This window comes from Dermacoccus sp. NHGro5, assembly GCF_017565385.1.
GTDB classification, from domain to species: Bacteria; Actinomycetota; Actinomycetes; order Actinomycetales; family Dermatophilaceae; genus Dermacoccus; species Dermacoccus nishinomiyaensis.
Genome location: NZ_JAGEKQ010000001.1, coordinates 121879 through 144001 on the forward strand (window position 1 = coordinate 121879; position 22123 = coordinate 144001).

Here is a 22123-nt window from a genome sequence, read left to right on the forward strand (position 1 = left end):
GGGCTGGTGGCAGACGTGGCGAGCGACATCGACACCGCCGTCGACGACGGCGCCTGCGCCATGGCGCGCCTGCTCTCTCGCTTCGACATCATGCGCCGCGCCGAGGAGCAGGCGAGCGAGTTGCGCATCGCCGAGGGCCGCCTGTTGTGGCTGCTGACAGGCGACGGCCCGCCGCGCACGCTCAAGCAGATCGCCTGCGAACTTGAGCTGGAGCAGTCGACGGCGAACCGTCAGGTCAACGCTGCGGTGCGGGCCGGCGTCGTCCGGCGATTCCGCGAATCCGGGTCTCACGCCTGGCTCTTCGAGGCGAGCGACGACGGCGCGGCGCTCTACGAGCGCAGCGTCGGACGTCACCTCGACCGCGTCGACGACGCCCTCGCCGCTCTGCCCGCCGGCGAACGCGAACGTCTCGTCAGCTCGTTCGCGACGTTCATCGACGCCTACAAGGAACCGCCGACGCCCTCACCCCACGGCGCGCCGCGCGCCCCCGGCACGCCCTGAGAGTCCCCGGCCACACCGCGAAGCCGCCGCCCCCCTCACTCTCGCCATCCCGTACCCAACGGCGATCTACGTCCTCATCTGCGATTTTCGTTCACCTTCGTGAAGGTGGACGAAAATCGCAGAAGGGGACAGGAATCGCAGAGGGGTCAGCTCATCGCGAACATCTCGAGGTGGGTCTTGACGACGATGACGCGCGGGCCGTTGACATCGGCGGCGAACGTCGCGCGCAGGGCGTCCGTCAACTCGCCGTAGCCGACCTCGTCACCCACAGCCACCTCTTGAGCCTCGACACCGAACGACTCCGCCAAGGCGACGAAGTCTGGTCGTGCCAGTTCGGTGTGCGTCGCCTGGCCGAACGTCGCCTCCATGTACTCGCGCAGGATGCCGTAGCCGCCGTCGTCGACGATGAGCCACGTGACGGGGATGCCGTGTTGCACGGCCGTCGCGAGTTCGGCGATCGAGTACATCGACGAGCCGTCACCAGCGACGGCGACGACGCGCTCGTGCCCGCCGACGGAGAACGCCGCGTCGACGTCCGTCAGCTTCGCGCCGCGCTTCTCCGCGAGCGCGACGGCGCCGCCGAGCGCGGCCGGGAACGCGAACCCGAGCCCGCCGGCGCCCTGACCCGAGTGGAAGCCGCCGGAGCGGCCGTCCCAGCAGTTCCAGGCCCAGTAGGCGGCGATCGTCATGTCCCAGAACGTCGGCACCTCGTCGGGGATGCCGGCGCGGATGGCGTCCATGAACGCGCGCTCGTGGGCGAGATCCTGACCGTCGAGCCGGGCGACGATCGCCTTGCGCACTTCGGCAGCACGCTCGGCTCCCGACGCGCGCCCCGCGGGCGCCTCTGCCGGGAACGCCGCGACGAACGCATCGAGCGCCGCCTTCGCGTCGCACGCGATGCCGAGCGCGGGGTGGTTCGACTCGAGCACGCGCGGCTCGGCGTCGACGTGGATGAGCTTGCCTGCCGGCTTCAGCGTGAAGTAGTTCGACGTCACCTCGCCGAGCGAGGTGCCGACCGCGAGCAGGACGTCGGCGTCCGCGAGGAGGTCGGTGACGGCGCGGTCCTCGACCCACGACCCCATCGACAACGGGTGATCGACCGGAAAACCCGAGTTGCCACCCGGCGAGCAGACGACGGGTGCGTCGAGCTTCTCCGCCAGGGCGAGCAGCGCCCTCTCGGCGCCGGCGCGGCGCACGCCACCACCGGCGACGATGGCAGGGCGCTTCGCGCCCGCGAGCAACTTCACTGCAGCCCAGACGAGTTCGGGGCGCGGCCCCTCCGGCGTCGGCGCCGAGACGGCCGTGCGGATCGGCGGGATCTCCGTCTTCGCGAGCAGCACGTCCTGCGGCACCTCGACCCACACGGGCCCGCGCGGATACGTCATCGCCTCGACCCACGCCGACTCGATGGCCGTCGGGATGGCGGCGTGGTGCGTCACCGTGCGCTGCGACTTCGTCACGTCGATGGCGGCGCGGCGCTGCTCGTCGAGCTGGTGCAGCATGCCGCGACGCGCGCCGCCGAGGCCCGAGACGGGCACCTGCGAGGCGACGACGACCATCGGCACGCTCGTCGCGTACGCCTCCTGCAGCCCGGGCAGCGCCGTCAGGGCACCCGGCCCGGTCGACAGGAACAGCGCAGCCGGCTTGCCTGAGACGCGCGAGTAGCCGTCGGCCGCGAAGGCTGCGTTGTTCTCGACGCGCGAGCTCATGAAGTGCAGCCCCGAGCGGCGCAGCGCGTCGAACAGGCCCAGCGCATGCTGACCGGGAATGCCGAACACCGTCGTCGTGCCGAGCGCTTCGAGCGTCTCGACGACGAGGTCGCCACCGTTGCGGATCTTCTCGCCCTCGCCCGTCGGCGCGACGGCTTCGGGCTCGGGGTGACGGATCTGCTCGCTCACCGCTGGGCCCCGTACACCGTGCCGGACTCGCCGTACGCGGGCCCGCCGGGCGCGGCGTCCGCACCGAGCGCGAGCAGCGACATGTACTCGTAGACGACGTTGGCGGCGGCCAGGCCCGTCAGCTCGGCGTGGTCGTAAGGCGGTGCGACCTCGACGACGTCGGCGCCGATGAGGTTCGTGCCGCGCAGGCCGCGCAGGATCTCGAGCAGCTCACGCGACGTCAGACCGCCCGGCTCGGGGGTGCCGGTGCCCGGCGCGTGCGCGGGGTCGAGCACGTCGATGTCGAGCGAGACGTACAGCGGACGGTCGCCTACGCGCTCGCGCAGGAACCCGACGACCTCGTCGACGCCCATGCGCATGACGTCGTTGCTCGTCACGACACCGAAGCCGAAGCGCGCGTCGTCCTCGAGGTCCTGGGTGCCGTACAGCGGGCCGCGCGTGCCGACGTGGCAGACGCCGGAGGAGTCGATGAGGCCCTCCTCGAACGCGCGGCGGAACGGCGTGCCGTGCGTGTACTCGGCGCCGAAGTAGGTGTCCCACGTGTCGAGGTGCGCGTCGAAGTGCAGCAGCGCGACGGGGCCGTGCTTCTTCGCGTGCGCGCGCAGCAGCGGCAGGGCGAGGGTGTGGTCGCCGCCGATCGTGATGAGCGAGGTGCCCTCGTCGACGAACTGACGTGCACCCTCCTCCGCTTCCTTCAGCGCCGACTCGATGTCGAAGGGGTTGAGCGCGATGTCACCGGCATCGGCAATCTGCATCTGCGCGAACGGCGACACGGACTGCGCCGGGTTGAACGGGCGCAGCAGACGCGAGCTCTCGCGCACGTGCGTCGCGCCGAAACGCGCACCGGGGCGGTAGGAGACGCCGGTGTCGAACGGCATGCCGACGACGGCGACGTCGGCCTTCGAGACGTCCTCGATGCGCGGCAGGCGCGCGAACGTGCCGAGGCCGGCGTACCGCGGCGTGAGGGCGGCATTGACGGGCCCGACGTTGCCGCCGGCCTCGATGCGGGGGTGATCCATCTCGTCCTCTTCCTCTTCCGACGAGGCGTGCGCACGCCCGGTGCGAGCACCCCGTCGAGCCGTCGAACGGCCACTCATCAGGTCACGATCAGATTAACGGACGTGTTTACCGATGCGAATCTCTCGTTTGTCACGAGTCGATCTCGTATATTCATACGGTTCACCGTGGACTCATGCCAGAGCCATGCCACCCGGATCCAAGGAGGCCCTCGTGGACCTCAACCTCGTGATCGTCGTCCTCTACCTCGTCGCCATGCTCGGCTTCGGGTTCTGGGGCCGCTCGCGCACCCAGAACTCGAGCGACTACCTCGTCGCCGGCCGCCGCCTCGGCACCTTCCTCTACACCGGCACGATGGCGGCCGTCGTCCTCGGTGGCGCCTCCACGGTCGGCGGGGTCGGCCTCGGCTACAAGATGGGGTTGTCGGGCATGTGGCTCGTCGTCGCCATCGGCGTCGGCGTGCTCCTGCTGTCGCTGCTGTTCGCCGGCACCATCTCGAAGCTGCGCGTCTACACCGTCAGCGACATGCTGAAACTGCGCTACGGCAGCAAGAGCGCCGCGGGCGCGTCCAGCATCGTCATGATGCTCTACACGATGTTCCTCGTCGTCACCTCGACCGGCGCGTACGCCACCGTCCTGCACGTGCTGACGGGCCTCGACAGCTGGATCTGCATCGCCATCGGCGGCGCCGTCGTGCTCGTGTACTCCGTCATCGGCGGCATGTGGTCGATCACCCTGGCCGACCAGGTGCAGTTCATCATCAAGACGATCGGCATCTTTGCGCTCATGCTGCCGTTCGTGCTCGTCAAGGCCGACGGCTTCTCCGGCATCCGCGAGCGCCTGGGCGACGACTACTTCGCCATCGCCGGCGGCAAGGTCGGCGCCGACACGCAGACGATCATCACGTGGTTCGTCGTCTACATGTTCGGCATGCTCATCGGCCAGGACATCTGGCAGCGCGTCTTCACCGCGCGCACCCCGAAGGTAGCGCGTCTCGGCGGCACCATGGCCGGTGTCTACTGCATCCTCTACGGCGCGGCCGGCGCGATCATCGGCATGGGCGCGCACGCCGTCCTCGGCGACGGCATCAAGGCGAAGAACGACGTCTACGCCGAGGTCGCCGACAAGATCCTGCCCGTCGGCATCGGCGGTCTCGTGCTCGCCGCCGCCGTCGCGGCGATGATGTCGACGGCGTCCGGCGCGCTCATCGCGTGCGCGACGGTGGCCCGCAACGACGTCGTCCCGTTCCTGACGGGCCGTGCCCGCGCGGTCGACGACGTCGCCGTCGACGCCTACAGCGACCACGACGCCCTGAAGAGCACAGGCTCGCACGCCGCGAACGATGATGCGTCCGACCCGCACAGTGAGAAGAACATCCGCGAGAACCGCGCGTTCGTCCTCGGCCTCGGCGTGCTGACGGTGCTCATCTCGATCCTCATGGCGCGCCTCGACAACGGCGGCGACCTCGTCGTCGCGTCGCTGACGGTGGCGTACGACATCCTCGTCGGCGGCCTGCTCGTCGCCATCCTCGGCGGTTTCGTGTGGAAACGCGCCAACGGCACGGGCGCCGCGATCTCGATGCTCGTCGGCACGCTCGTCACCGTGGCCGGGATGGTCTACCAGGCGAACAAGCTCGGCGACACCCTGAGCGGCATCCTCGCCAATGAGCCGATCTACTACGGCCTCATCGCCTCGCTCGTCACGTTCGTCGTCGCTTCCCTCGCGACGCCGAAGACGGACGACGCGGTGCGCGCCGAGTGGGACGCCCGCGTCCACCGCCCCGCCGACGTCGAACTCGACGCTACGCCCACCGCACGCTGAGGCACCTGCCCGCCTCGGCTTGACGATGCCGCCGTCCGCTCGCACGCTGGAGCGGACGGCGGCATCGGCGTCCCTGCTGAGTCACGACGCGCCCCATCGCGCCCCGAAGACCGCCCACCTCACGAGGAGACCGCATGAGCACCCCCGATCAGCGCGAGCAGCCCACCCCCGACGAGGCTTCCGCGGCCACGGCACCAGCCGTCCCGAACGCGGACGACCTCGACGCCCTCGCCGCGCAGCTGAGCGGCACGCTCGTCACCGACCCCGACGTCGTCGACGCCGCGAGCCGTGACCGATCCCCCGTCGAAGAGGTGGGTGCGGCGATCGCGCTCGTGCGCGCGACGTGCCGTGACGACGTCGTCGCGACGCTGCGGTGGGCGAACGAGCGTGGCGTGCCCGTCATCACGCGGGGTGCGGGCACCGGGCTGTCGGGTGGCGCGAACGCGATCGACGGGTGCGTCGTGCTCGATGTCTCCCGTATGAACGCGATCAAGACCATCAACCCTGCCGAGCGCATCGCCGTCGTCGAACCGGGTGTGCTGAACGGCGATCTGTCGGACGCTGTGCGTGAGCAGGGCCTGTTCTATCCCCCGGACCCGGGCTCGTGGCGCATCTCCTCGATCGGCGGCAACGTCGCGACGAACGCCGGGGGCCTGTGCTGCGTCAAGTACGGGGTGACGAAGAAGTTCGTGCGTGCGCTCGAGGTCGTGCTCGCCGACGGCAGCGTCATGCGCACCGGCACTCCGACGGCGAAGGGCGTCGCGGGGTACGACCTCACGGGCCTCATCGTCGGGTCGGAGGGCACGCTCGGTGTCGTCACGGAGGTGACGCTCGCTCTCGTCCCGGCGCCTGACGACGAACTGGTCGCCGTCGCACTGTTCGACTCGGCGTCGCGTGCGTGCGAGGTGGCGGCAACCTACCTCGAGGCCGGCGGGCGCCCGTCGATGCTGGAGTTCATGGACGGCCCGACGCTCGCCGCGGTGCAGCGCATGGCCGATCTCGGCTTCGACGAGTCCGTCGACGGCATGCTCATCGTCGGGTGTGACGACGCCACACGTCAGGACGTCGAGTTCGCGGCGTTCTCGCGCCTCGCCGAGGAGGCCGGCGCGGAGGTGTTCGTCGCCGAATCCGTCGCGGAGTCACTGCAGTTCACCGCTGCGCGGCGCCTCGTCGGCAACGCGTTCGAGGCGATGGGCCGCGACCTCGTCGACGACGTCTGCGTGCCTCTGCGACGCACCGGCGAACTCGTCGACGGCGTGCGGGCGCTCGGCAAGAAGCACCGCGTACGCGTCGCGACGGCCGGCCACCTCGGCGACGGCAACATGCACCCCGCCGTGCTCTACTCCCCCGGCGACACTCCCGAGGCCGTGGACGAGAAGCGTCGCGCTTACGCCGCGTTCGAGGAGATCATGCAGCTCGGCCTCGATCTCGGCGGCACCATCACCGGTGAGCACGGCATCGGGCGCCTCAAGGCGAGCATGCTGCCCGTCGAGCTCGGCGAGACGAACACGCGCATCCAGCGCGAACTGCGGCGCGTCTTCGACCCGAATGGGACCCTCAACCCGGGTGTGAACCTTGCGAGCGATCACTCTTGATATCGAGCGCGCGCAGCATCCGCAGCTACCTCGAAGCCGTCGGTGGCACCCTCATCATCGAGTGCGTCGAGGGTGACAACCACGTGCAGGTGCCCTGAGCCCCGTCAACGCGCGACGGGGATGAGGGTGAAGATGACGACGCTCTCGCCGTCGGCGGCGTTGCGCCAGGTGTGTGGTTCGCGGCCGGGGAAGGTGAGGGTGTCGCCGGCCTCGAGTCGGTGCGTGGCGTCGTGCAGCGTCACGTCGAGCGCGCCGGAGACGACGTGCCAGATCTCGAGCTCGCAGTCGATGGCGTACGGTTCGGCCTCACCGTCCCCGCCGGGTTGGATGACGGCGCGCAGCATCTGCACGGAACGTTCCTGACGACCCGTGACGAGGCGCTCGTCGATGCCCGTGCCGCCCATGTCGACGACCGGCGCGTCGGCAAGCTTGATGAGCGACGTGCGGGGTGCCTCGAAGAGCGAGCCGACCTCGATCTGCAGCACCTGGCACAGCGTCACGAGAGAGGCGACGGACGGCGACGTGAGGTCGCGTTCGACGCGGCTGAGAAACCCCTTCGTCATGCCGGCGAGCTGCGCGGCCTGCTCGAGGGTGTAGCGGCGCGCCAGCCGGGCGTTGCGCAACCGGGCGCCGATGGCGACGTTCTCACGCACCCCTTGCACTGGTAGTGACTTCACGCCGGCTCCCTCTTGGTTGTATTGCGGTAAACCCTACGCCGGATCTCACCGCTCTCCCCAGAAAAGCCGTCAGAGTCCATTTTCGCCGTCAGTCCAGGGCGATGGGGCCGTACTCGTCGAGCAGCTCCCCCTGGCCCGGGGTTTTCCGGAGACGAACTTCCGCCGAGGTGACGGACCACACCCCACACCGCGTTGAGGCCGGTCTGGACGGCGCCCTCGGCCCAACCGGCCGTCCACGAGATGTCGTCGCCGGCGAGGAAGATACCGCGCTGGTGCTCCGGCAGCTCGTCCTGGGCGAAGTGGGTGAACAGCCGCTGCTGATACCGGTAGTGCCCCGGCAGGTTGGCCTTGAACGCGCCCATGAAGTTGGGGTCGGATTCCCACGAGACGGTGATCGGCTGACCGATGATGTGGCTCGCGATGTCGACGTCCGGGTAGATCTGGGCGAGCGAGTGCAGCATGAGCTCGACGCGCTCGTCGGCATCGAGCGCGAGCCACTTGAGCGCATCGTCGTTCCACGTGTACGACAGCAGGATGACGGCGGGCCGGTCCGGGCCGTCGTCGAGCAGGTAGGTGGCGCGGTTGAGGCGGTCGGTGAGGGTCATCGACATGACGTCACGGCCCGTGGCGGGGTCGATGTCCTTCCAGAACGGGCGATCGACCATGACGAACGTCTTCGAACTGCTCATGTAGTGGCTGCGCTCGATCGCCATCCACATCTGCGGGCTGAACAGCGCCTCCTCGGTCGTGATGCGCGTCGACAGCAACCACGACTGGCACGTCGTGACGAGCGCCGGGTACGTCGCCTTGCGCCCCCATCGCTCGGTGACCTCGAGGTCGCCGCTCTCATGACGCCGGATGGCGGCGACGGCGCCGCGCGGCGCCCCGTCGTGCAGGCTCGCCAGGGTGGTGCCGGCCGGCCAATGGGCGAGCTTCTCGGGCGCGTGCGACCACAACGCCTCGGGCAACTTCTGCGCTCCGCCGAGGATGCGGCGGTGCTGATCGTCGGCGTCGGTGTAGACGACGCGCAGGATCTCGAGGATGGAGTTCGGGAAGTCCGTGTCCCAGCCACCCGTGCCGAAACCGACCTGACCGAACGCCTCACGCGCCGCGAAACCGGCCTTCTTGAACGATTCGGAGGCGGCGATGAAGCCGTAGAACGTCTGCTCGTCCATCGTCGGCACGAGCTCGTTCCAGATCTGCTTGATGCGCTTCGTGTCACGAGCGCGGATGGCGTCCTGCATCTCGGTGAAGCGCGCGCCGTCGTCGACGGCGGCCTTCCACGCGTCCGCGACGTCGCGGAAGAACTGCGGCAGTTCGTCGGGCGTGCGCGCGTAGTGCGCCTCGCCGCCGAGCTCGATGACGGTGCTCGGCGTGACGTCCGACAGCGGGTTCGGGAACGCCTCCGTCTCGAGGCCCATCGCGTCGATGTAGTGGTAGAGCGCGCGGCCGGAGACGGGGAAACGCATGCCCCCGAGGTCGGCGACGACGTCCGGGGCGGCGCTGAAACTGTCGGTGCGCAACCGGCCACCGATACGGTCGGCCTCGTGGACGACGGGCTTGAGGCCCAGCTTCATCAGCTCGTACGCGGTGATGAGGCCTGACAGGCCGGCGCCGACGACGGCGACCTCGGTGCCGTACATCTCCTCCGGCACACTGCCGAGACCCTCGGGGTGGGCGAGGTATTCGTCGTAGCTGAACGGGAAGTCGGGGTTGAGCATCGTGACGGGCGCATCGCCCGCGTGCTCGTCGCGATCGTGCGGGAACTCGGTGACAGCGGTCATCGCGGGGTGTCTCCTTCTCGGAGTGGATGGTCGGGGTCGAGGTCGTCTTCGAGGTGACGCTCATAGGTCGCCTGGTCGAGCGTGGCGAGGCGGGAGTGACGGCGGCCGTAGCCGAGGTAGACGGCGATGCCGACGGCCATCCACACACCGAAGACGATCCACGTCGAGGAACTGAGGTTGGCCATGAGGTAGAGACAGATGAGCGCGCCGGCGGCCGGCAGCAGCGGGTACAGCGGCACCGTGAATGCGCGCGGCAGCTTCGGGTTGCGCACGCGCAGATGGATGACGGCGACGTTGACGAGGGCGAACGCGAACAGCGTGCCGATGCTCGTCGCGTCGGCCAACTCACCGAGCGGGATGAGGCCCGCCGTCACCGCGACGACGCCGCCGACGATCAGGGTGCTGCGCACCGGCGTGGCCGTCTGCGGCGAGATGACGCCGAAGACGCGCGGCACGAGGCCGTCGCGCGACATCGACAACAGGATGCGGATCTGGCCGAACAGCACCGTCAGTACGACGCTGAAGATGGCGAGCACCGACGTCACCGCGAAGATGAACGCGACCCACGAGGCCCCCGTGATCTCACGCATGATCTGCACGAGCGGCGCCTCGCGCCCGTCGAACCAGTGCCACTCGCGGGCTCCGACGGCGGCGACGGCGACCGCGACGTACAGCACCGTCACGATGATCATGGACAGCAGGATCGAGCGCGGCAGATCCCGCTTCGGATCGCGCGCCTCCTCACCGGCCGTCGATGCGGCGTCGAAACCGATGTACGAGAAGAACACGGTGCTCGCGGCGGCGGAGACGCCCGCGGCACCCATCGGGGCCAGCGGTGCGAAGTTGCCCGCCTTGAACGCGGTGAACGCGACCGCGCAGAAGAAGACGAGGATGGCGATCTTCAGCACGACGATGATCGTGTTGACGCGCGCACTCTCCCGCGCGCCGCGTGCGAGCAGGGCCGTCGCGAGCAGGACGACGAGGGCTGCGGGGACGTTGACGACGCCGCCCGCCCCGGGTGGGTTCGCGACGGCCTCGGGCAGGCCCAGGCCGAACGAGTCGAGTGTCTCGTTGACGTACTGCCCCGCCCCGACGGCGACGGCCGCGACGCTCACCGCGTACTCGAGGACGAGACACCACCCGCACACCCACGCGAGGCCCTCACCCATCGTCGCGTAGGTGTAGCTGTAGCTCGACCCGGCGACGGGCACGAGGCCCGCCATCTCGGCGTAGGAGAACGCCGACAGCAGCGCGGCGACGCCGGCGATGACGAACGAGATCCAGATCGCCGGGCCAGCCTCGGGCACCGTCTCACCGAGGACGACGAGGATGCCGGTGCCGAGCGTCGCCCCGACCGAGATCATCGTCAGCTGCAGGACACCGAAACTGCGGTGCAGGCTGCGCCCGTCGGAGGTCGCCTCGGCCTGCGCGAGCGTCAGCCCGATCGGCTTGCGCCGCAGGAGCTGGGCGCCGAACGGGAGTCTCGAACGCGCCTGCTCGTCGAACGATGAGGACACGGGGCACCTCTCGAAGGGGTCTGTGGGCCAGACCACGATGTCACACATCGCCGAGTTGTTTCGTGTTGGGAAACGCATGTGCTTCGACGTGGCGAGAGGTGAAGACGAGCGTTCTGGCTGGATGCGAGTGGTCTGCCGCTCGTGGTCAGTCATGCCGCTCGTTCTTGCTCGCCGACGCGGGCACGCCGAGGGGCTGTGGCTGACGTCAGCGCCAGGACGCGTAGGTGTCGCGGCGCAGCTTGGCCAGGTAGGGGACGGCGTCACGGGCTGCGGCGACATCGTCGCGGGTGATGTCGGCGACGAGGAGTTCGGCGCCGTCGCCGCCCTGGGCGAGGAGCCCGCCGTCAGGCCCGACGATGACGCTGCCGCCGCCGAACGTGAGCCCGTCCTCGACGCCGACGTGGTTCGCATAGGCGAGGCCGACGCCGTTCTCGAGGGCACGAGCCCGCACGAGCACCTCCGGGACGTCGTCGAACCCTGCGGTGAGCGCGGTCGGGACGAGGATGACGTCGGCGCCCGCGAGCGCCGCGGCGCGCGTCATCTCGGGGTATTCGACGTCGAAGCAGATGATGACGCTCACCCGCATCCCGGCGAGTTCGACGGTGGTGGGGGCGTCTGTTCCGGAGCTGAAGGCGGCGGCTTCGTCGTCGTCGAACAGATTGACCTTGCGGTAATGCAGGACCGGGCGGCCGTCGGTGTCGAATAGCGTGGCGGCGATGTGTCGAGCAGTCTCACCGGGCGCGCCGCCACCGCGGGCGGCGGGAGTGTCGGCCGTCGCGACCTCGGGATAGCTCGCGAGGACGGCGATGCCGTGACGCGCCGCGGTGGCGGCGAGGGCGCCCGCGATGTCGGTCTGCTGGGTGGGGTCGCCGGCGTGCAACCGCTTCGGGGCGTAGCCGGTGACGAAGAGTTCGGGGGTGACGAGGACGTCAGCACGGCGCGCGGCAGCTTCACCAGCGCGACGGTCGATGATGGCGAGGTTGGCGTCGACGTCACCGACGACGGCCTTGTCCTGCATGACGGCGATGCGCATGACGTCGAGGATGGCAGATGCGACGGCACTCGAGGCCCGATCCGACCACCATGCCCCCGTGCGGCGACCGTCCGACCCGCCTGCCCCCTCTGCGATTTTCGTCCACATTGGCGATTCTCGTCCCCATCTGCGAATCCCGTCCCCCTTCGCGATTCACCGTCACATCCGCGATTTCCGTCCACTTTCGGCTCGTGTGAGGCCCCCTGACGGCCGCACCAGCACCGCGAGTTGGATGCGCCCCTGCGTCGCGGCAGGATCGTCAGCATGAGTTCTCGGCCTGACGACGCCCGCCCCGTCTACCTCGATCACAACGGCACGACGCCCGTCGCGCCGGAGGTCGCCGAGGCGATGTGGCCGTATCTCACCGAGCACTGCGGCAACCCGTCGAGCGCGACCCCGGCCGGGCGCCTGGCCCGCCGTGCCGTCGACGATGCGCGCGAGCATGTCGCTGCGCTCATCGGTGCGTCGGCGGACGAGGTGACGTTCACCTCCGGCGGCACGGAGGCGAACAACCTCGCCATCCGCGGCGTGACGGCGGCGCTTCGCCGCGCTGGCGCGTCGCCCGCGGCCGACGTGAGTTCGACGGTCGTGACGTCGGCCGTGGAGCACCCGGCGACGTCGGCGCCCATGGCGCTTCTCGCGCGCGACGGCTGGGACGTCGTGACGCTGCCGGTGACGCGAGCCGGCCACGTCGACCTCGCACCCCTGCCGCGCGACCATGTGGCCTTTGGCTCGATCATCCTCGCGCAGAACGAGACCGGGGCGATTCAACCCGTCCGTGAGTTCGCCGCGAGCGTGCACGCGGCGGGCGGTCTCGTCCACACCGACGCGGCGCAGGCTGTCGGGAAGATCGGCGTCGACGCCGACGACCTCGGCGTCGATCTGCTCAGCCTCGCCGGCCACAAGCTGTACGCCCCCAAGGCCGTCGGCGCCCTGTACGTCAGGCGTGGCACACCGATCGAGCCCCTCGTCGTCGGCGCGGGCCAGGAGCGCGGGCTGCGTCCGGGGACGGAGAACGTCGCCGGCATCGTCGGCCTCGGGCGGGCCGCGCAGCTCGCACTCTCGCGCCTCGCCGACGATGCCGCGCGCATGATGAGCCTGCGTGACGAGCTGTGGCGCCGCCTCTCGACGGCCGTGCCCGGCCTCGTTCGCCTCAGCCCCGCGCAGAACTGTCTGCCGAACACGCTGATGATCTCCCTGCCGGGGCGCCTGGGGCGCGAGGTGCTCGAGGCAGCGCCTGACGTCGAAGCATCCACCGGCAGCGCGTGTCACGCCGGAATCGACTCCCCCGCAACGACACTCGTCGCCATGGGAGCGAGCGACGATGTCGCGCTCGGCGCGATCCGCCTGACGTTGGGGCGTACGACGAGTGACGCCGACATCGACCGCGCCACGACGAGCCTCGTCGCGGCGTTTCGCCACGTCGCCTGACGAGCGCCGGGCCGCCGACGAATGTGACCAAGAATCGCGAACGTGGACGAAAATCGCGGATGGGGACGCAGATCGCAGAGGTGCACACGGGGCCGGTGCGCACGGCGTGAGGCACGATGGTGGGGTGAGTGATTTCTCCCGCAACCCTGAACTCAACCGTCTGGTCGCGATCGACGGGCTCCTGAGCGACGACGAGCGCGACGTCCAGGCCCTCGTCCGCCGCTTCTGCGACGACCACGTGCGTCCGAATCTGCCGACCTGGTATGACGAGGCGCGCGTCCCGGCGCGTGAGCTCGCGAAGGGGCTCGGCGAGCTCGGGCTGCTCGGCATGCACCTCGACGGCTACGGGTGCGCCGGCTCGAGCGCGACCGCGTACGGCATGGCGTGTCACGAGCTCGAGGCGGCCGATTCGGGTATTCGTTCACTCGTCAGCGTGCAGGGCAGCCTCGCGATGTTCGCGATCTGGCGCTGGGGCAGCGAGGAGCAGAAGACTGAGTGGCTGCCGCGGATGGCGGCGGGAGACGCCGTCGGATGCTTCGGCCTGACCGAGCCCGACTTCGGTTCCGACCCGGCCGGCATGCGCACCCACGCCAAGCGCGACGGCGACGACTGGGTGCTCAACGGCACGAAGATGTGGATCACGAACGGCACGATCGCCGACGTCGCCGTCGTCTGGGCGCAGACCGACGACAAGATCCGCGGCTTCGTCGTGCCGACGGACACCGCCGGTTTCGAGGCGCGCGAGATCACGAAGAAGATGTCGCTGCGTGCGTCGGTGACGGCGGAGCTGTCGCTGACCGACGTCCGTCTGCCCGCTGATGCCGTCTTCCCCGAGGTGCGCGGGCTCAAGGGGCCATTGTCGTGCCTGTCGGAGGCGCGTTTCGGCATCGTCTTCGGTGCGATGGGCGCCGCTCGCGATTCGCTCGAGACGGCGCTCGACTACGCCGCGTCCCGCCAGGTGTTCGGCAAGCCGCTCAGCGGCTACCAGCTGACGCAGGGCAAGCTCGCCGACATGACGCTCGAGGTCTCCAAGGGCATGCTCCTCGCGCTGCACCTGGGGCGTCTCAAGGACGGCGCGGGCGTGAGCCCCGAGCAGATCAGCCTTGGCAAGCTTAACAACTGCCGCGAGGCCATCGCCATCGCGCGCGAGTGCCGCACGATCCTCGGCGCCAACGGCATCTCGACGGAGTACTCCCCCATCCGTCACGCCGGAAACCTCGAGTCGGTCATGACGTACGAGGGCACGAGCGAGGTGCATCAACTCGTCCTCGGCAATGCCCTGACGGGTCAGTCGGCGTTCCGCTGACTTGGTGCGCGCCACGCAGGGCCAGGTGAGTCACTTCGCGCTGGGTGAGTCAGTCCTGACTGACTCTCACCGGCCTCTGGCTCGCGCCCACTCTTGGCACCGCACCCGACGGACGCCACCGTTGTGTCCATGAGCATCGAGCCGCTGCGTGACGTGCGCAACCACTTCAGTGAGGTCGTGGATCGCGTCCACCAGCACCACGAACGCGTCACCGTGACCAAGAACGGCCGGCCCGTTGCCGTCGCCGTCAGCCCTGAGGACCTTTCAGCGCTGGAGGAGAACTTGGCGGTGCTCGCCGACGCGTCGGCCTTACGAGACATTCGCGACGGCGACGCCGCTTAGGCATCCGACGACGTCGTGCGTGGGGCGAACGCGATCCGCTCCTTGCGAAGCTGAAACGGCGATGGACTACGAGATCGCACTAGCCCCTGCGGCGGCTCGGGCCCTCCGCGAAACCCTGGCCGAAGCTGTCGCGGCGGCCGTCACCAAGTTCATCCTCGGTGCGTTGAGCGAGAACCCGCATCGCGTGGGCAAGGAGCTTCGACCTGCACTGGACGGTGTGTGATCCGCACGGCGAGGCACCTACCGCGTCCTCTACCGCATCGACGACTCGGCTCATGAGGTTTTCGTCCTCCGCATCGACACCGCAGAGACGCCTACCGCTGATGGTGGTGGCGCACCAGTGAGAGCTCATTCTCATGCCGGCACACCACCATCGTCGGAGGTCAGCTCAGCGGGTCGAGGATGCGCTTGAGGAACGCCTGGGTGCGGGCCTCGCGCGGGTGGTCGATGACCTGTGACGGCGCGCCGCGTTCGACGATGACGCCGCCGTCCATGAACAACACCTGATCAGCGACGTCACGCGCAAACGCGATCTCATGGGTGACGACGATCATCGTGCGGCCCTCGTCGGCGAGTTCGCGCATGACGCTCAGCACTCCCCCGACGAGTTCGGGGTCGAGCGCTGACGTCGGCTCATCGAAGAGCAGCAGCTCGGGTGCGAGGGCCAGAGCGCGCGCGATGCCGACGCGCTGCTGCTGCCCACCCGAGAGTTGGTAGGGGTACTTGTCGGCCTGGTCGTCGAGATCCACCTTCGCGAGAAGCTCATGCCCGCGCGCGTCGGCGTCAGCCTTCGCGACGCCCTGCACGACGATCGGACCCTCGGTGACATTCTCGAGCACGCTCTTGTGCGGAAACAGGTTGTGCTGCTGGAACACCATGCCCGTCTTCGACCGCAGCGCACCGACACGTTTGGCAGCGTCACCCTTCGCGCGGCCGTCACGCCCGCGCGGGACGTCGACGTAGTCGACCTCGGCGTCCCCGATGCGAACGACGCCCGCCTCAGGCAGGTCGAGCGCATTGAGCGAACGCAGCACCGTCGTCTTGCCCGAACCCGACGGGCCGAGCAGCACCGTCACCGACCCCGACGGGACGGTGAAGTCGACGCCGCGAAGCACCTCGAGCGAGCCGAACGACTTCGTCAGACCACGGACGTCGACGAGGGCGTCCGTGGTCGAGGTCGACGCGGCCTCCGCGGAACGAGCGTCCCTGGGGCGGGCGGGTGTGGAACCGTGAGGAGTCATCGTGCGACGTGCCTTCCGAGTCGGTTTTCGAGCCTGCCCTGGACGAGGGAGAGGATGAAGCACAGAGCCCAGTAGATCGCGGCGGCGACACCGTACAGCTCGAGGAAGTCACCCGAGGGTGCGGCGGCGATCTGAGCCTGGCGGAACATCTCGGTGACGAGGATGGTCGAGGCGAGCGACGTGTCCTTGACGAGGGAGATGAGCGTGTTCGACAGGGGCGGGACGGCGACACGCAACGCCTGCGGCAGGATGATGCGCCGTAGCGCCGTCGCCCGGTTCATGCCGATCGTCTCCGCGGCCTCCCACTGCCCCTTCGGCACGGACAGGATGGCGGCGCGGATGATCTCCGCGGAGTACGCCGCGACGTTGAGTGAGAACGCGATGATGGCCGACGGCCATGGGCTGAGTTTGATCCCGAGCTGCGGCATGCCGAAGAAGATGATGGCGAGCTGCACGAGCAGCGGTGTGCCTCGGAAGATCGAGATGAAGATGCGCGCCGGCCAGGACAGGGCCGCGTTGGCGCTCATGCGTGCCAGCGCGACGCCCAGGGCGAGGACGAGGCCGATGGCGAACGACGCCGCCGTCAGCGGAATCGTGCCCTTGAGCGTCGCCACGAGCATCGGGCCGATGTTGTTCTTGATCGTGTCGGTGACGCTCGTGCCCTTTGCCTCCGTCTCGAAGTACTGGGCGTAGAGCTTCTTGCTCGTGCCGTCGGCGTTCATCTCATCGATGGCGGTGTTGATCGCGGGCGAGAGCTTGCTTCCCTTCTTCGTCGGGAAGACCTCTTGGCTGGTGTCGCTCGTGCGGCTCGCGATCTTGAGCCCTGAGTTCTCGTGCGTCGCGAGGTAGTACTTGACGGCGAGTTCGTCGTTGACGAAGGTGTCGACGCGCCCCTGTGAGAGCAGCTCGACAGCTTTGTCCATGCCGTCGACGGAGACGACGTTCGCCCCCGCCTTCTTCGCGACGCCTGCCCAGTCGGACGTGATGTTCTGCGCCGACTTCTTGCCCTTGATGTCGGCGAGGTTCTTGATCGACGAGCCATCCCTGACGACGACGACGCCGTGGCTCTCGACGTATGGCTTCGTCAGGTCGTACTTGGCGCGACGCTCAGCGTTGGCGCCGACCTGGTTGGCGATGACGTCGATACGGCCCGAGTCGAGGGCGGCGAACATCGAATCCCACTGCGTCTCGACGAACTCGACCTTGACCCCCAGCCGCTTGCCGACCTCGCGGAAGTAGTCGACGTCGTAGCCAGTGAGCTTGCCCGCCTGGTGGAACGAGAACGGAGCGTAGACGCCCTCGGTGCCGACCTTGATCGTGTCCGGCAGCTTGTCGTCGGTCTTCGTGACGGCAGGGGCCTGCTGCGCGGCGGCGGTGGTCATCGTCAGGCCACCCAGGAGAAGGGCTGCGACGAAGCTGAGGATCGCGACGAGGACGCTTCGGGCTCGCAGCACCCCGAAACGGTCACGGTTGGGCGTCTTCACGAGAGTCGAGATTACGCCCCGATTAAACAATCTCCTATTTCATGTCGCCTAACTCACCGTTATGCATCGATGGTGCATACCGCCCGCGGGGGGCCTATCGGCGCCCCACTTCCAGCCGGCCTCGCGCGGCGCCCCTCACGCGGCCACCGGCGCCGTCGAAGAACTGCAAGAATCGCGGCGTGACGCGACGCGTGAGGGGCGAGCTGGACCGATCGAAGCTCCTCAACGAACTGGAGCTGATGCCTGCGCCCGAGAAGCGCCGCATCGACGCCGCCACCGGCGCCGGCCGCATGCTCGACGACCCGCACGACCGCGACATCCAACGCGCCCGCGTCGCGCAGTTGCCCTGGGCGCGAGCGATGGGTGCGTTGGCCTTCACCGGCCTTGCCCTGATGCGCTGCTTGGACGTCGTCGATGGCCGCCGTTCGTGGTGGGACTGGCTCGCGGCCGCCTTCTTCACCGTCAATGCCGTCTTCTGGATTCGGCGCTGGTGGCTCATGCGTCGGCTCGGTCGGCAACTCGACGCCGTCGACGCGACCGGCCTCACGCTTGCGCGTAGCGCCCGACCCCGACGAGCATCTCGGCGATCTGCAGGGCGTTGAGCGCGGCGCCCTTGCGGATGTTGTCGCCGCACACGATGAAGTCGAGCGTGTGCGGGTTGCTCTCGACCTGACGCACGCGCCCGACCCACACGGGGTCGGTGCCAACGGCGTCGGCGGGCGTCGGCCAGTCGGCGCCGTTTTCGTCGGGCATGACGATCGCCCCGTTCGCGCCCTCGACGATGGCGCGGCGCGCGTCGTCGGGCTTGACCTTCTTGTCGAAGCTCACGTGCAGCGTCGACATGTGCGTCGTGACGATCGGCACCTGCACGCACGTGACGGCGACGCGCAGCTGCGGCAGCGCGAGCACGTCACGCAGTTCGTGCGCGATGTCGTTCTCCTCGCTCGACCAGCCGCCGCCGACGTGCTCACCCACCCAGGGCACGACGTTGCTGACGATCGGGGCCGGAAACGGTGAGTCGTCGGGCAGATCGGCGACGTAGCGGCGGACGTCACCGGGCATCTGGCCGATGCGCGGGTGGCCGGTGAGCGCCGATACCTCTTCATAGAGACGCTCCGCGCCCCGCTTGCCCGCGCCGGTGACGGCCTGCATCGACGTCGCCGTCACGTGCGTGAGGCTCCAGTGCTCGTGCAGCGTCGCGAGGACGGGAAGCATGACGATCGCGGGGCCCGACGGCATCGCGACGATGCCGCGGGGGTGCTCGAACGCCGCAGCCGCGTTGACCTCGGGCACGACGAGTGGGACGTCGTCGTCATCCCGGAACGCGGCGGAGGTGTCGACGACGAGGCAGTCGGACGCCGTCGCGAACGGCGCCCACTTCGCCGACACGTCTGCGGGCGTCGCGAAGATGGCGACGTCGACGCCGGCGAAGCTCTCACTGTCGAGGGGTTCGACCTCGAGTTCGTCGACGCCGAACAGCATCCTGCGTCCGACGGATCGGTCGGAGCCGAAGAGACGCACGTCGTCCCACGCGTCCGCGCGCGTTGCGAGGACGTCGATCACCGCCTGGCCGACGAGCCCCGTGGGGCCGACGACGGCGAGGACGGGCCGTTCGGGCTGGTTCGCAGTCACGTTCCGAGCATAGGCGCCGTCACTGACGACGAACCCGTCCGCCTGCCCGGTTGACGCCAGATCGATTGGAAACTCACATGATTGGGCGAGATCGCACCCGCCGTCTGCACCGTTCGATCCCGTGAGCCCAACGCCTGGCGCAGTTCTCGCCCCATCACCTGTGGCTTCACGTCCCGCCTGACCGCCCCACCCAACCCACGTTGCATGTGACCGAAAATCGCAGATGGGGACGAGATTCGCCGATGGGGACAGGAATCGCCGTTGGGGCGGGGGTCAGCCCGCGGCAGCGATGAGTTCGGCGATCTGCACCGTGTTGAGCGCCGCGCCCTTGCGCAGGTTGTCGTTGCTGATAAACAGCGCGAGACCCTTGCCGTCGGCGACGGAGGCGTCCTGGCGGATGCGTCCGACGTAGCTCGGGTCCTTGCCTGCGGCGACGCGCGGCATCGGCACGTCGGCGAGTTCGACGCCGGGGGCGTCGGCGAGCAGGTCACGAGCTTCCTCGGGCGTGATGGCGCGCTCGAACTCTGCGTTGACGCTGAGCGAGTGACCGCTGAACACCGGCACGCGCACGCACGTGCCGGACACGGCGAGCTCGGGCAAGTCGAGGATCTTGCGCGATTCGTTGCGCAGCTTCTGCTCCTCGTCCGTCTCGTTCGTGCCGTCGTCGACGATCGAACCGGCCATGGCGAGCACGTTGAACGCGATCGGCGCGACGTACTTGTTCGGCGCGCCGAGGTCGACGGCCTCGCCGTCGAGCGCCATCTTCTCCATGTCGGCCTCGGCGGCCTTGCGGATCTGCCCGGCGAGTTCGGCCACCCCGGCGACGCCCGATCCGGAGACGGCCTGGTACGTCGAGACGACGAGACGCATCAGCCCCGCGGCGTCGTGCAGCGGCTTGAGCACCGGCATCGCGGCCATCGTCGTGCAGTTCGGGTTGGCGATGATGCCCTTGGGCGTGTTCGCGATCTGCTCGCCGTTGACCTCACTGACGATGAGCGGCACCTCGGGGTCGCGTCGCCACGCCGAGGAGTTGTCTATGACGGTGACGCCCGCCGCCGCGAACTTCGGTGCGAGCGCCTTCGACGTGTCGCCGCCCGCGGAGAAGATCGCGACGTCGAGGCCGCTCGGGTCAGCGGTCGCCGCGTCCTCGAGGGTGTAGTCGACGCCCTTGAACGTCAGCGTCTTGCCCGCACTGCGCGCCGACGCGAACAGCCGCAAGCTCTTGATCGGGAAGTTCCGCTCCTCGAGCAGTTGCAGGACGACGCGGCCGACCTGGCCTGTCGCGCCGACGACGCCGAGATTCAGTTCCTTGTTCATGGGTGACGTTCCTTTCGCGCGGCCAGACGTCGAGCGTCCCCGCTGTGATGATGGCGTCGCGTCGTCAGCACCGGGTGCCGTTCCGCGATTGCAGACGTTGCCCGTCAGCGGCCGGTGCCGGCGTAGACGACGGCCTCGCCGTCGGCGTCGAGCCCGAATGCGGTGTGGACGAGGCGGACGGCTTCGTCGAGTTCGTCGCTGCTCGTCACGACCGAGACGCGGATCTCGGACGTCGAGATCATCTCGATGTTGATGCCGGCGTCGGCGAGCGCCTGGAACAGCGTCGCCGAGATGCCCGGGTTGGAGCGCATGCCGGAGCCGACGAGCGACAGCTTGCCGATCGTGTCGTCGTAGTGGAGTCGGTCGAAGCCGAGTTCGTCCTTCATCGCGTTGAGGACGGCGACACCCTTGGGCGCTTCGTCCTTCGGCACGGTGAAGGAGATGTCGGTGCGCTTGTCCTCGCCGGCGGAGACGTTCTGGACGATCATGTCGACGTTGAGGCCCGCGCCCGCGACGGCGCGGAAGACGGCGGCTGCGCGCCCGGGTGAGTCGGGGATGCCGACGATCGTGATCTTTCCTTCGCTGCGGTCGTGCGCGACGCCGGCGATGATCGGGTCTTCCACGGTGTCTCCTTCTTTGTCGTTGACGACCCAGGTGCCCTCGTGGTGGCTGAAGGAGCTACGCACGTGGATGGGGAGGTCGAATCGGCGGGCGTACTCGACGCAGCGCAGCATGAGCACCTTCGCGCCCTGTGCCGCCATCTCCTGCATCTCCTCGTTGGTGATTCGGTCGATCTTGTGGGCCTTCGGCACGATGCGCGGGTCGGCGGTGAAGATGCCATCGACGTCGGTGTAGATCTCGCACACGTCGGCCTTGATGGCGGCGGCGAGCGCGACGGCCGTCGTGTCCGAACCGCCGCGTCCGAGCGTCGTGATCTCGTTCGTGCTCTGGCTGACGCCCTGGAACCCGGCGACGATGACGATGTGCCCCTCGTCGACGGCCCGCTGGATGCGGCCGGGCGTCACGTCGATGATCTTCGCCCTGCCGTGCACCTCGTCGGTGATGACGCCCGCCTGGCTGCCGGTGTAGCTGCGCGCCGAATGGCCGAGGTTCGCGATGGCCATGGAGACGAGCGCCATCGACATGCGCTCCCCCGCCGTCAGCAGCATGTCCATCTCGCGCGCCTGCGGCGCGGGGCTGACCTGCGCGGCGAGGTCGAGCAGCTCGTCCGTCGTGTCGCCCATCGCGGAGACCACGACGACGACGCTGTTGCCCGCCTTCTTCGTGTCGACGATGCGTCGCGCGACACGCTTGATGCTGTCGGCGTCGGCGAGGGACGAACCGCCGTACTTCTGGACGATCAGGCTCACGGTGTTGCTCCGGGGGTCGACTTCGGTCGGTCACGGCGAGTCTAGGCACTGCGCCCTGCAGGCTCGCTGAGCGCTCAGATACTGGTTCTGCGGCCGCGACGGGCGCCATATGACCAGCTGTCGGCCCGTACGAGCGGAATGGTCGAACCTGAGCGAT

Annotated in this window: 18 protein-coding genes and 2 pseudogenes; 8 read left to right on the top strand and 12 right to left on the bottom strand. The window is 69.0% G+C overall.

The window, feature by feature from the left end; all coding sequences use genetic code 11:
- The first annotated feature begins 6 nt into the window (after nt 1-6).
- Nucleotides 7-501, top strand: a complete 495-nt coding sequence (locus J4Z35_RS00575; RefSeq protein WP_208065268.1) for a MarR family winged helix-turn-helix transcriptional regulator — start codon at nt 7-9, stop codon at nt 499-501.
- Nucleotides 502-647: 146 nt separating this feature from the next.
- Here the strand turns inward: J4Z35_RS00575 and J4Z35_RS00580 are convergent, their stop codons facing one another.
- A complete protein-coding gene (locus J4Z35_RS00580; RefSeq protein WP_082740595.1) occupies nt 648-2399 on the bottom strand; it encodes a thiamine pyrophosphate-binding protein in 1752 nt (583 codons plus the stop codon).
- Nucleotides 2396-3418: an agmatinase gene (gene speB, locus J4Z35_RS00585; RefSeq protein ID WP_006947199.1), complete on the bottom strand. Its 1023-nt coding sequence runs from the start codon at nt 3416-3418 to the stop codon at nt 2396-2398. Before speB ends, J4Z35_RS00580 begins: the two co-directional genes overlap by 4 nt.
- Nucleotides 3419-3602: 184 nt before the next feature.
- On the opposite strand from speB, the gene J4Z35_RS00590 reads away from it, so the two are divergent.
- Both J4Z35_RS00590 and J4Z35_RS00595 read left to right on the top strand, forming a co-directional pair.
- On the top strand, nt 3603-5237 hold the full coding sequence (locus tag J4Z35_RS00590) for a sodium:solute symporter (protein ID WP_050786612.1): 1635 nt from the start codon (nt 3603-3605) through the stop codon (nt 5235-5237).
- 134 nt (nt 5238-5371) lie between these two features.
- Nucleotides 5372-6832, top strand: coding sequence for an FAD-linked oxidase C-terminal domain-containing protein (locus J4Z35_RS00595; RefSeq protein WP_006947188.1), 1461 nt, complete (start codon nt 5372-5374; stop codon nt 6830-6832).
- 104 nt (nt 6833-6936) lie between these two features.
- Here the strand turns inward: J4Z35_RS00595 and J4Z35_RS00600 are convergent, their stop codons facing one another.
- From J4Z35_RS00600 to J4Z35_RS00615, 4 genes and pseudogenes are all read right to left on the bottom strand, one after another.
- Nucleotides 6937-7509: an XRE family transcriptional regulator gene (locus J4Z35_RS00600; protein WP_115296922.1), complete on the bottom strand. Its 573-nt coding sequence runs from the start codon at nt 7507-7509 to the stop codon at nt 6937-6939.
- 88 nt (nt 7510-7597) lie between these two features.
- A pseudogene (locus tag J4Z35_RS00605) lies at nt 7598-9293 on the bottom strand (FAD-dependent oxidoreductase).
- On the bottom strand, nt 9290-10810 hold the full coding sequence (locus J4Z35_RS00610) for an amino acid permease (protein ID WP_208065269.1): 1521 nt from the start codon (nt 10808-10810) through the stop codon (nt 9290-9292). The pseudogene J4Z35_RS00605 and the gene J4Z35_RS00610 overlap by 4 nt, the downstream one beginning before the upstream one ends.
- A 205-nt stretch (nt 10811-11015) precedes the next feature.
- The gene (locus J4Z35_RS00615) at nt 11016-11843 is read right to left on the bottom strand and encodes a nitrilase-related carbon-nitrogen hydrolase (RefSeq protein ID WP_208065270.1); all 828 of its coding nucleotides are present in this window, start codon (nt 11841-11843) and stop codon (nt 11016-11018) included.
- A gap of 264 nt (nt 11844-12107) precedes the next feature.
- Between J4Z35_RS00615 and J4Z35_RS00620 the strand changes: the two genes are divergently transcribed.
- The 4 genes from J4Z35_RS00620 (at nt 12108) to J4Z35_RS14285 (ending at nt 15145) form a co-directional block, all read left to right on the top strand.
- Nucleotides 12108-13274 (top strand): cysteine desulfurase family protein, encoded by a 1167-nt coding sequence (locus J4Z35_RS00620; RefSeq protein ID WP_208065271.1) that lies wholly within the window; start codon nt 12108-12110, stop codon nt 13272-13274.
- Nucleotides 13275-13398: 124 nt separating this feature from the next.
- Nucleotides 13399-14580, top strand: coding sequence for an acyl-CoA dehydrogenase family protein (locus tag J4Z35_RS00625; protein ID WP_074040911.1), 1182 nt, complete (start codon nt 13399-13401; stop codon nt 14578-14580).
- Nucleotides 14581-14709: 129 nt separating this feature from the next.
- A complete protein-coding gene (locus J4Z35_RS00630; RefSeq protein WP_074040912.1) occupies nt 14710-14922 on the top strand; it encodes a type II toxin-antitoxin system Phd/YefM family antitoxin in 213 nt (70 codons plus the stop codon).
- A gap of 61 nt (nt 14923-14983) precedes the next feature.
- Entirely contained in the window at nt 14984-15145 is a 162-nt protein-coding gene (locus tag J4Z35_RS14285; RefSeq protein WP_241724916.1) for a hypothetical protein, read from the top strand.
- Nucleotides 15146-15305: 160 nt separating this feature from the next.
- Here J4Z35_RS14285 and J4Z35_RS00640 read toward each other — a convergent pair whose 3' ends face one another.
- From J4Z35_RS00640 to J4Z35_RS14295, 3 genes and pseudogenes are all read right to left on the bottom strand, one after another.
- Nucleotides 15306-16163, bottom strand: coding sequence for an amino acid ABC transporter ATP-binding protein (locus tag J4Z35_RS00640; RefSeq protein ID WP_243754729.1), 858 nt, complete (start codon nt 16161-16163; stop codon nt 15306-15308).
- Nucleotides 16160-16783, bottom strand: coding sequence for an amino acid ABC transporter permease (locus J4Z35_RS14290; protein WP_050786614.1), 624 nt, complete (start codon nt 16781-16783; stop codon nt 16160-16162). Before J4Z35_RS14290 ends, J4Z35_RS00640 begins: the two co-directional genes overlap by 4 nt.
- A 66-nt stretch (nt 16784-16849) precedes the next feature.
- A pseudogene (locus J4Z35_RS14295) lies at nt 16850-17545 on the bottom strand (transporter substrate-binding domain-containing protein); the annotation flags it as partial.
- 281 nt (nt 17546-17826) lie between these two features.
- Between J4Z35_RS14295 and J4Z35_RS00650 the strand changes: the two are divergent.
- On the top strand, nt 17827-18249 hold the full coding sequence (locus J4Z35_RS00650) for a hypothetical protein (protein WP_074040914.1): 423 nt from the start codon (nt 17827-17829) through the stop codon (nt 18247-18249).
- On the opposite strand, the gene J4Z35_RS00655 is transcribed toward J4Z35_RS00650, so the two are convergent.
- From J4Z35_RS00655 to J4Z35_RS00665, 3 genes are all read right to left on the bottom strand, one after another.
- A complete protein-coding gene (locus tag J4Z35_RS00655; RefSeq protein WP_074040915.1) occupies nt 18191-19279 on the bottom strand; it encodes an aspartate-semialdehyde dehydrogenase in 1089 nt (362 codons plus the stop codon). The genes J4Z35_RS00650 and J4Z35_RS00655 overlap by 59 nt on opposite strands.
- 273 nt (nt 19280-19552) lie before the next feature.
- Nucleotides 19553-20596 (bottom strand): aspartate-semialdehyde dehydrogenase, encoded by a 1044-nt coding sequence (locus J4Z35_RS00660; protein ID WP_006947191.1) that lies wholly within the window; start codon nt 20594-20596, stop codon nt 19553-19555.
- Between the two features lie 104 nt (nt 20597-20700).
- On the bottom strand, nt 20701-21966 hold the full coding sequence (locus J4Z35_RS00665; RefSeq protein ID WP_006947193.1) for an aspartate kinase: 1266 nt from the start codon (nt 21964-21966) through the stop codon (nt 20701-20703).
- Nucleotides 21967-22123 lie beyond the last annotated feature (157 nt).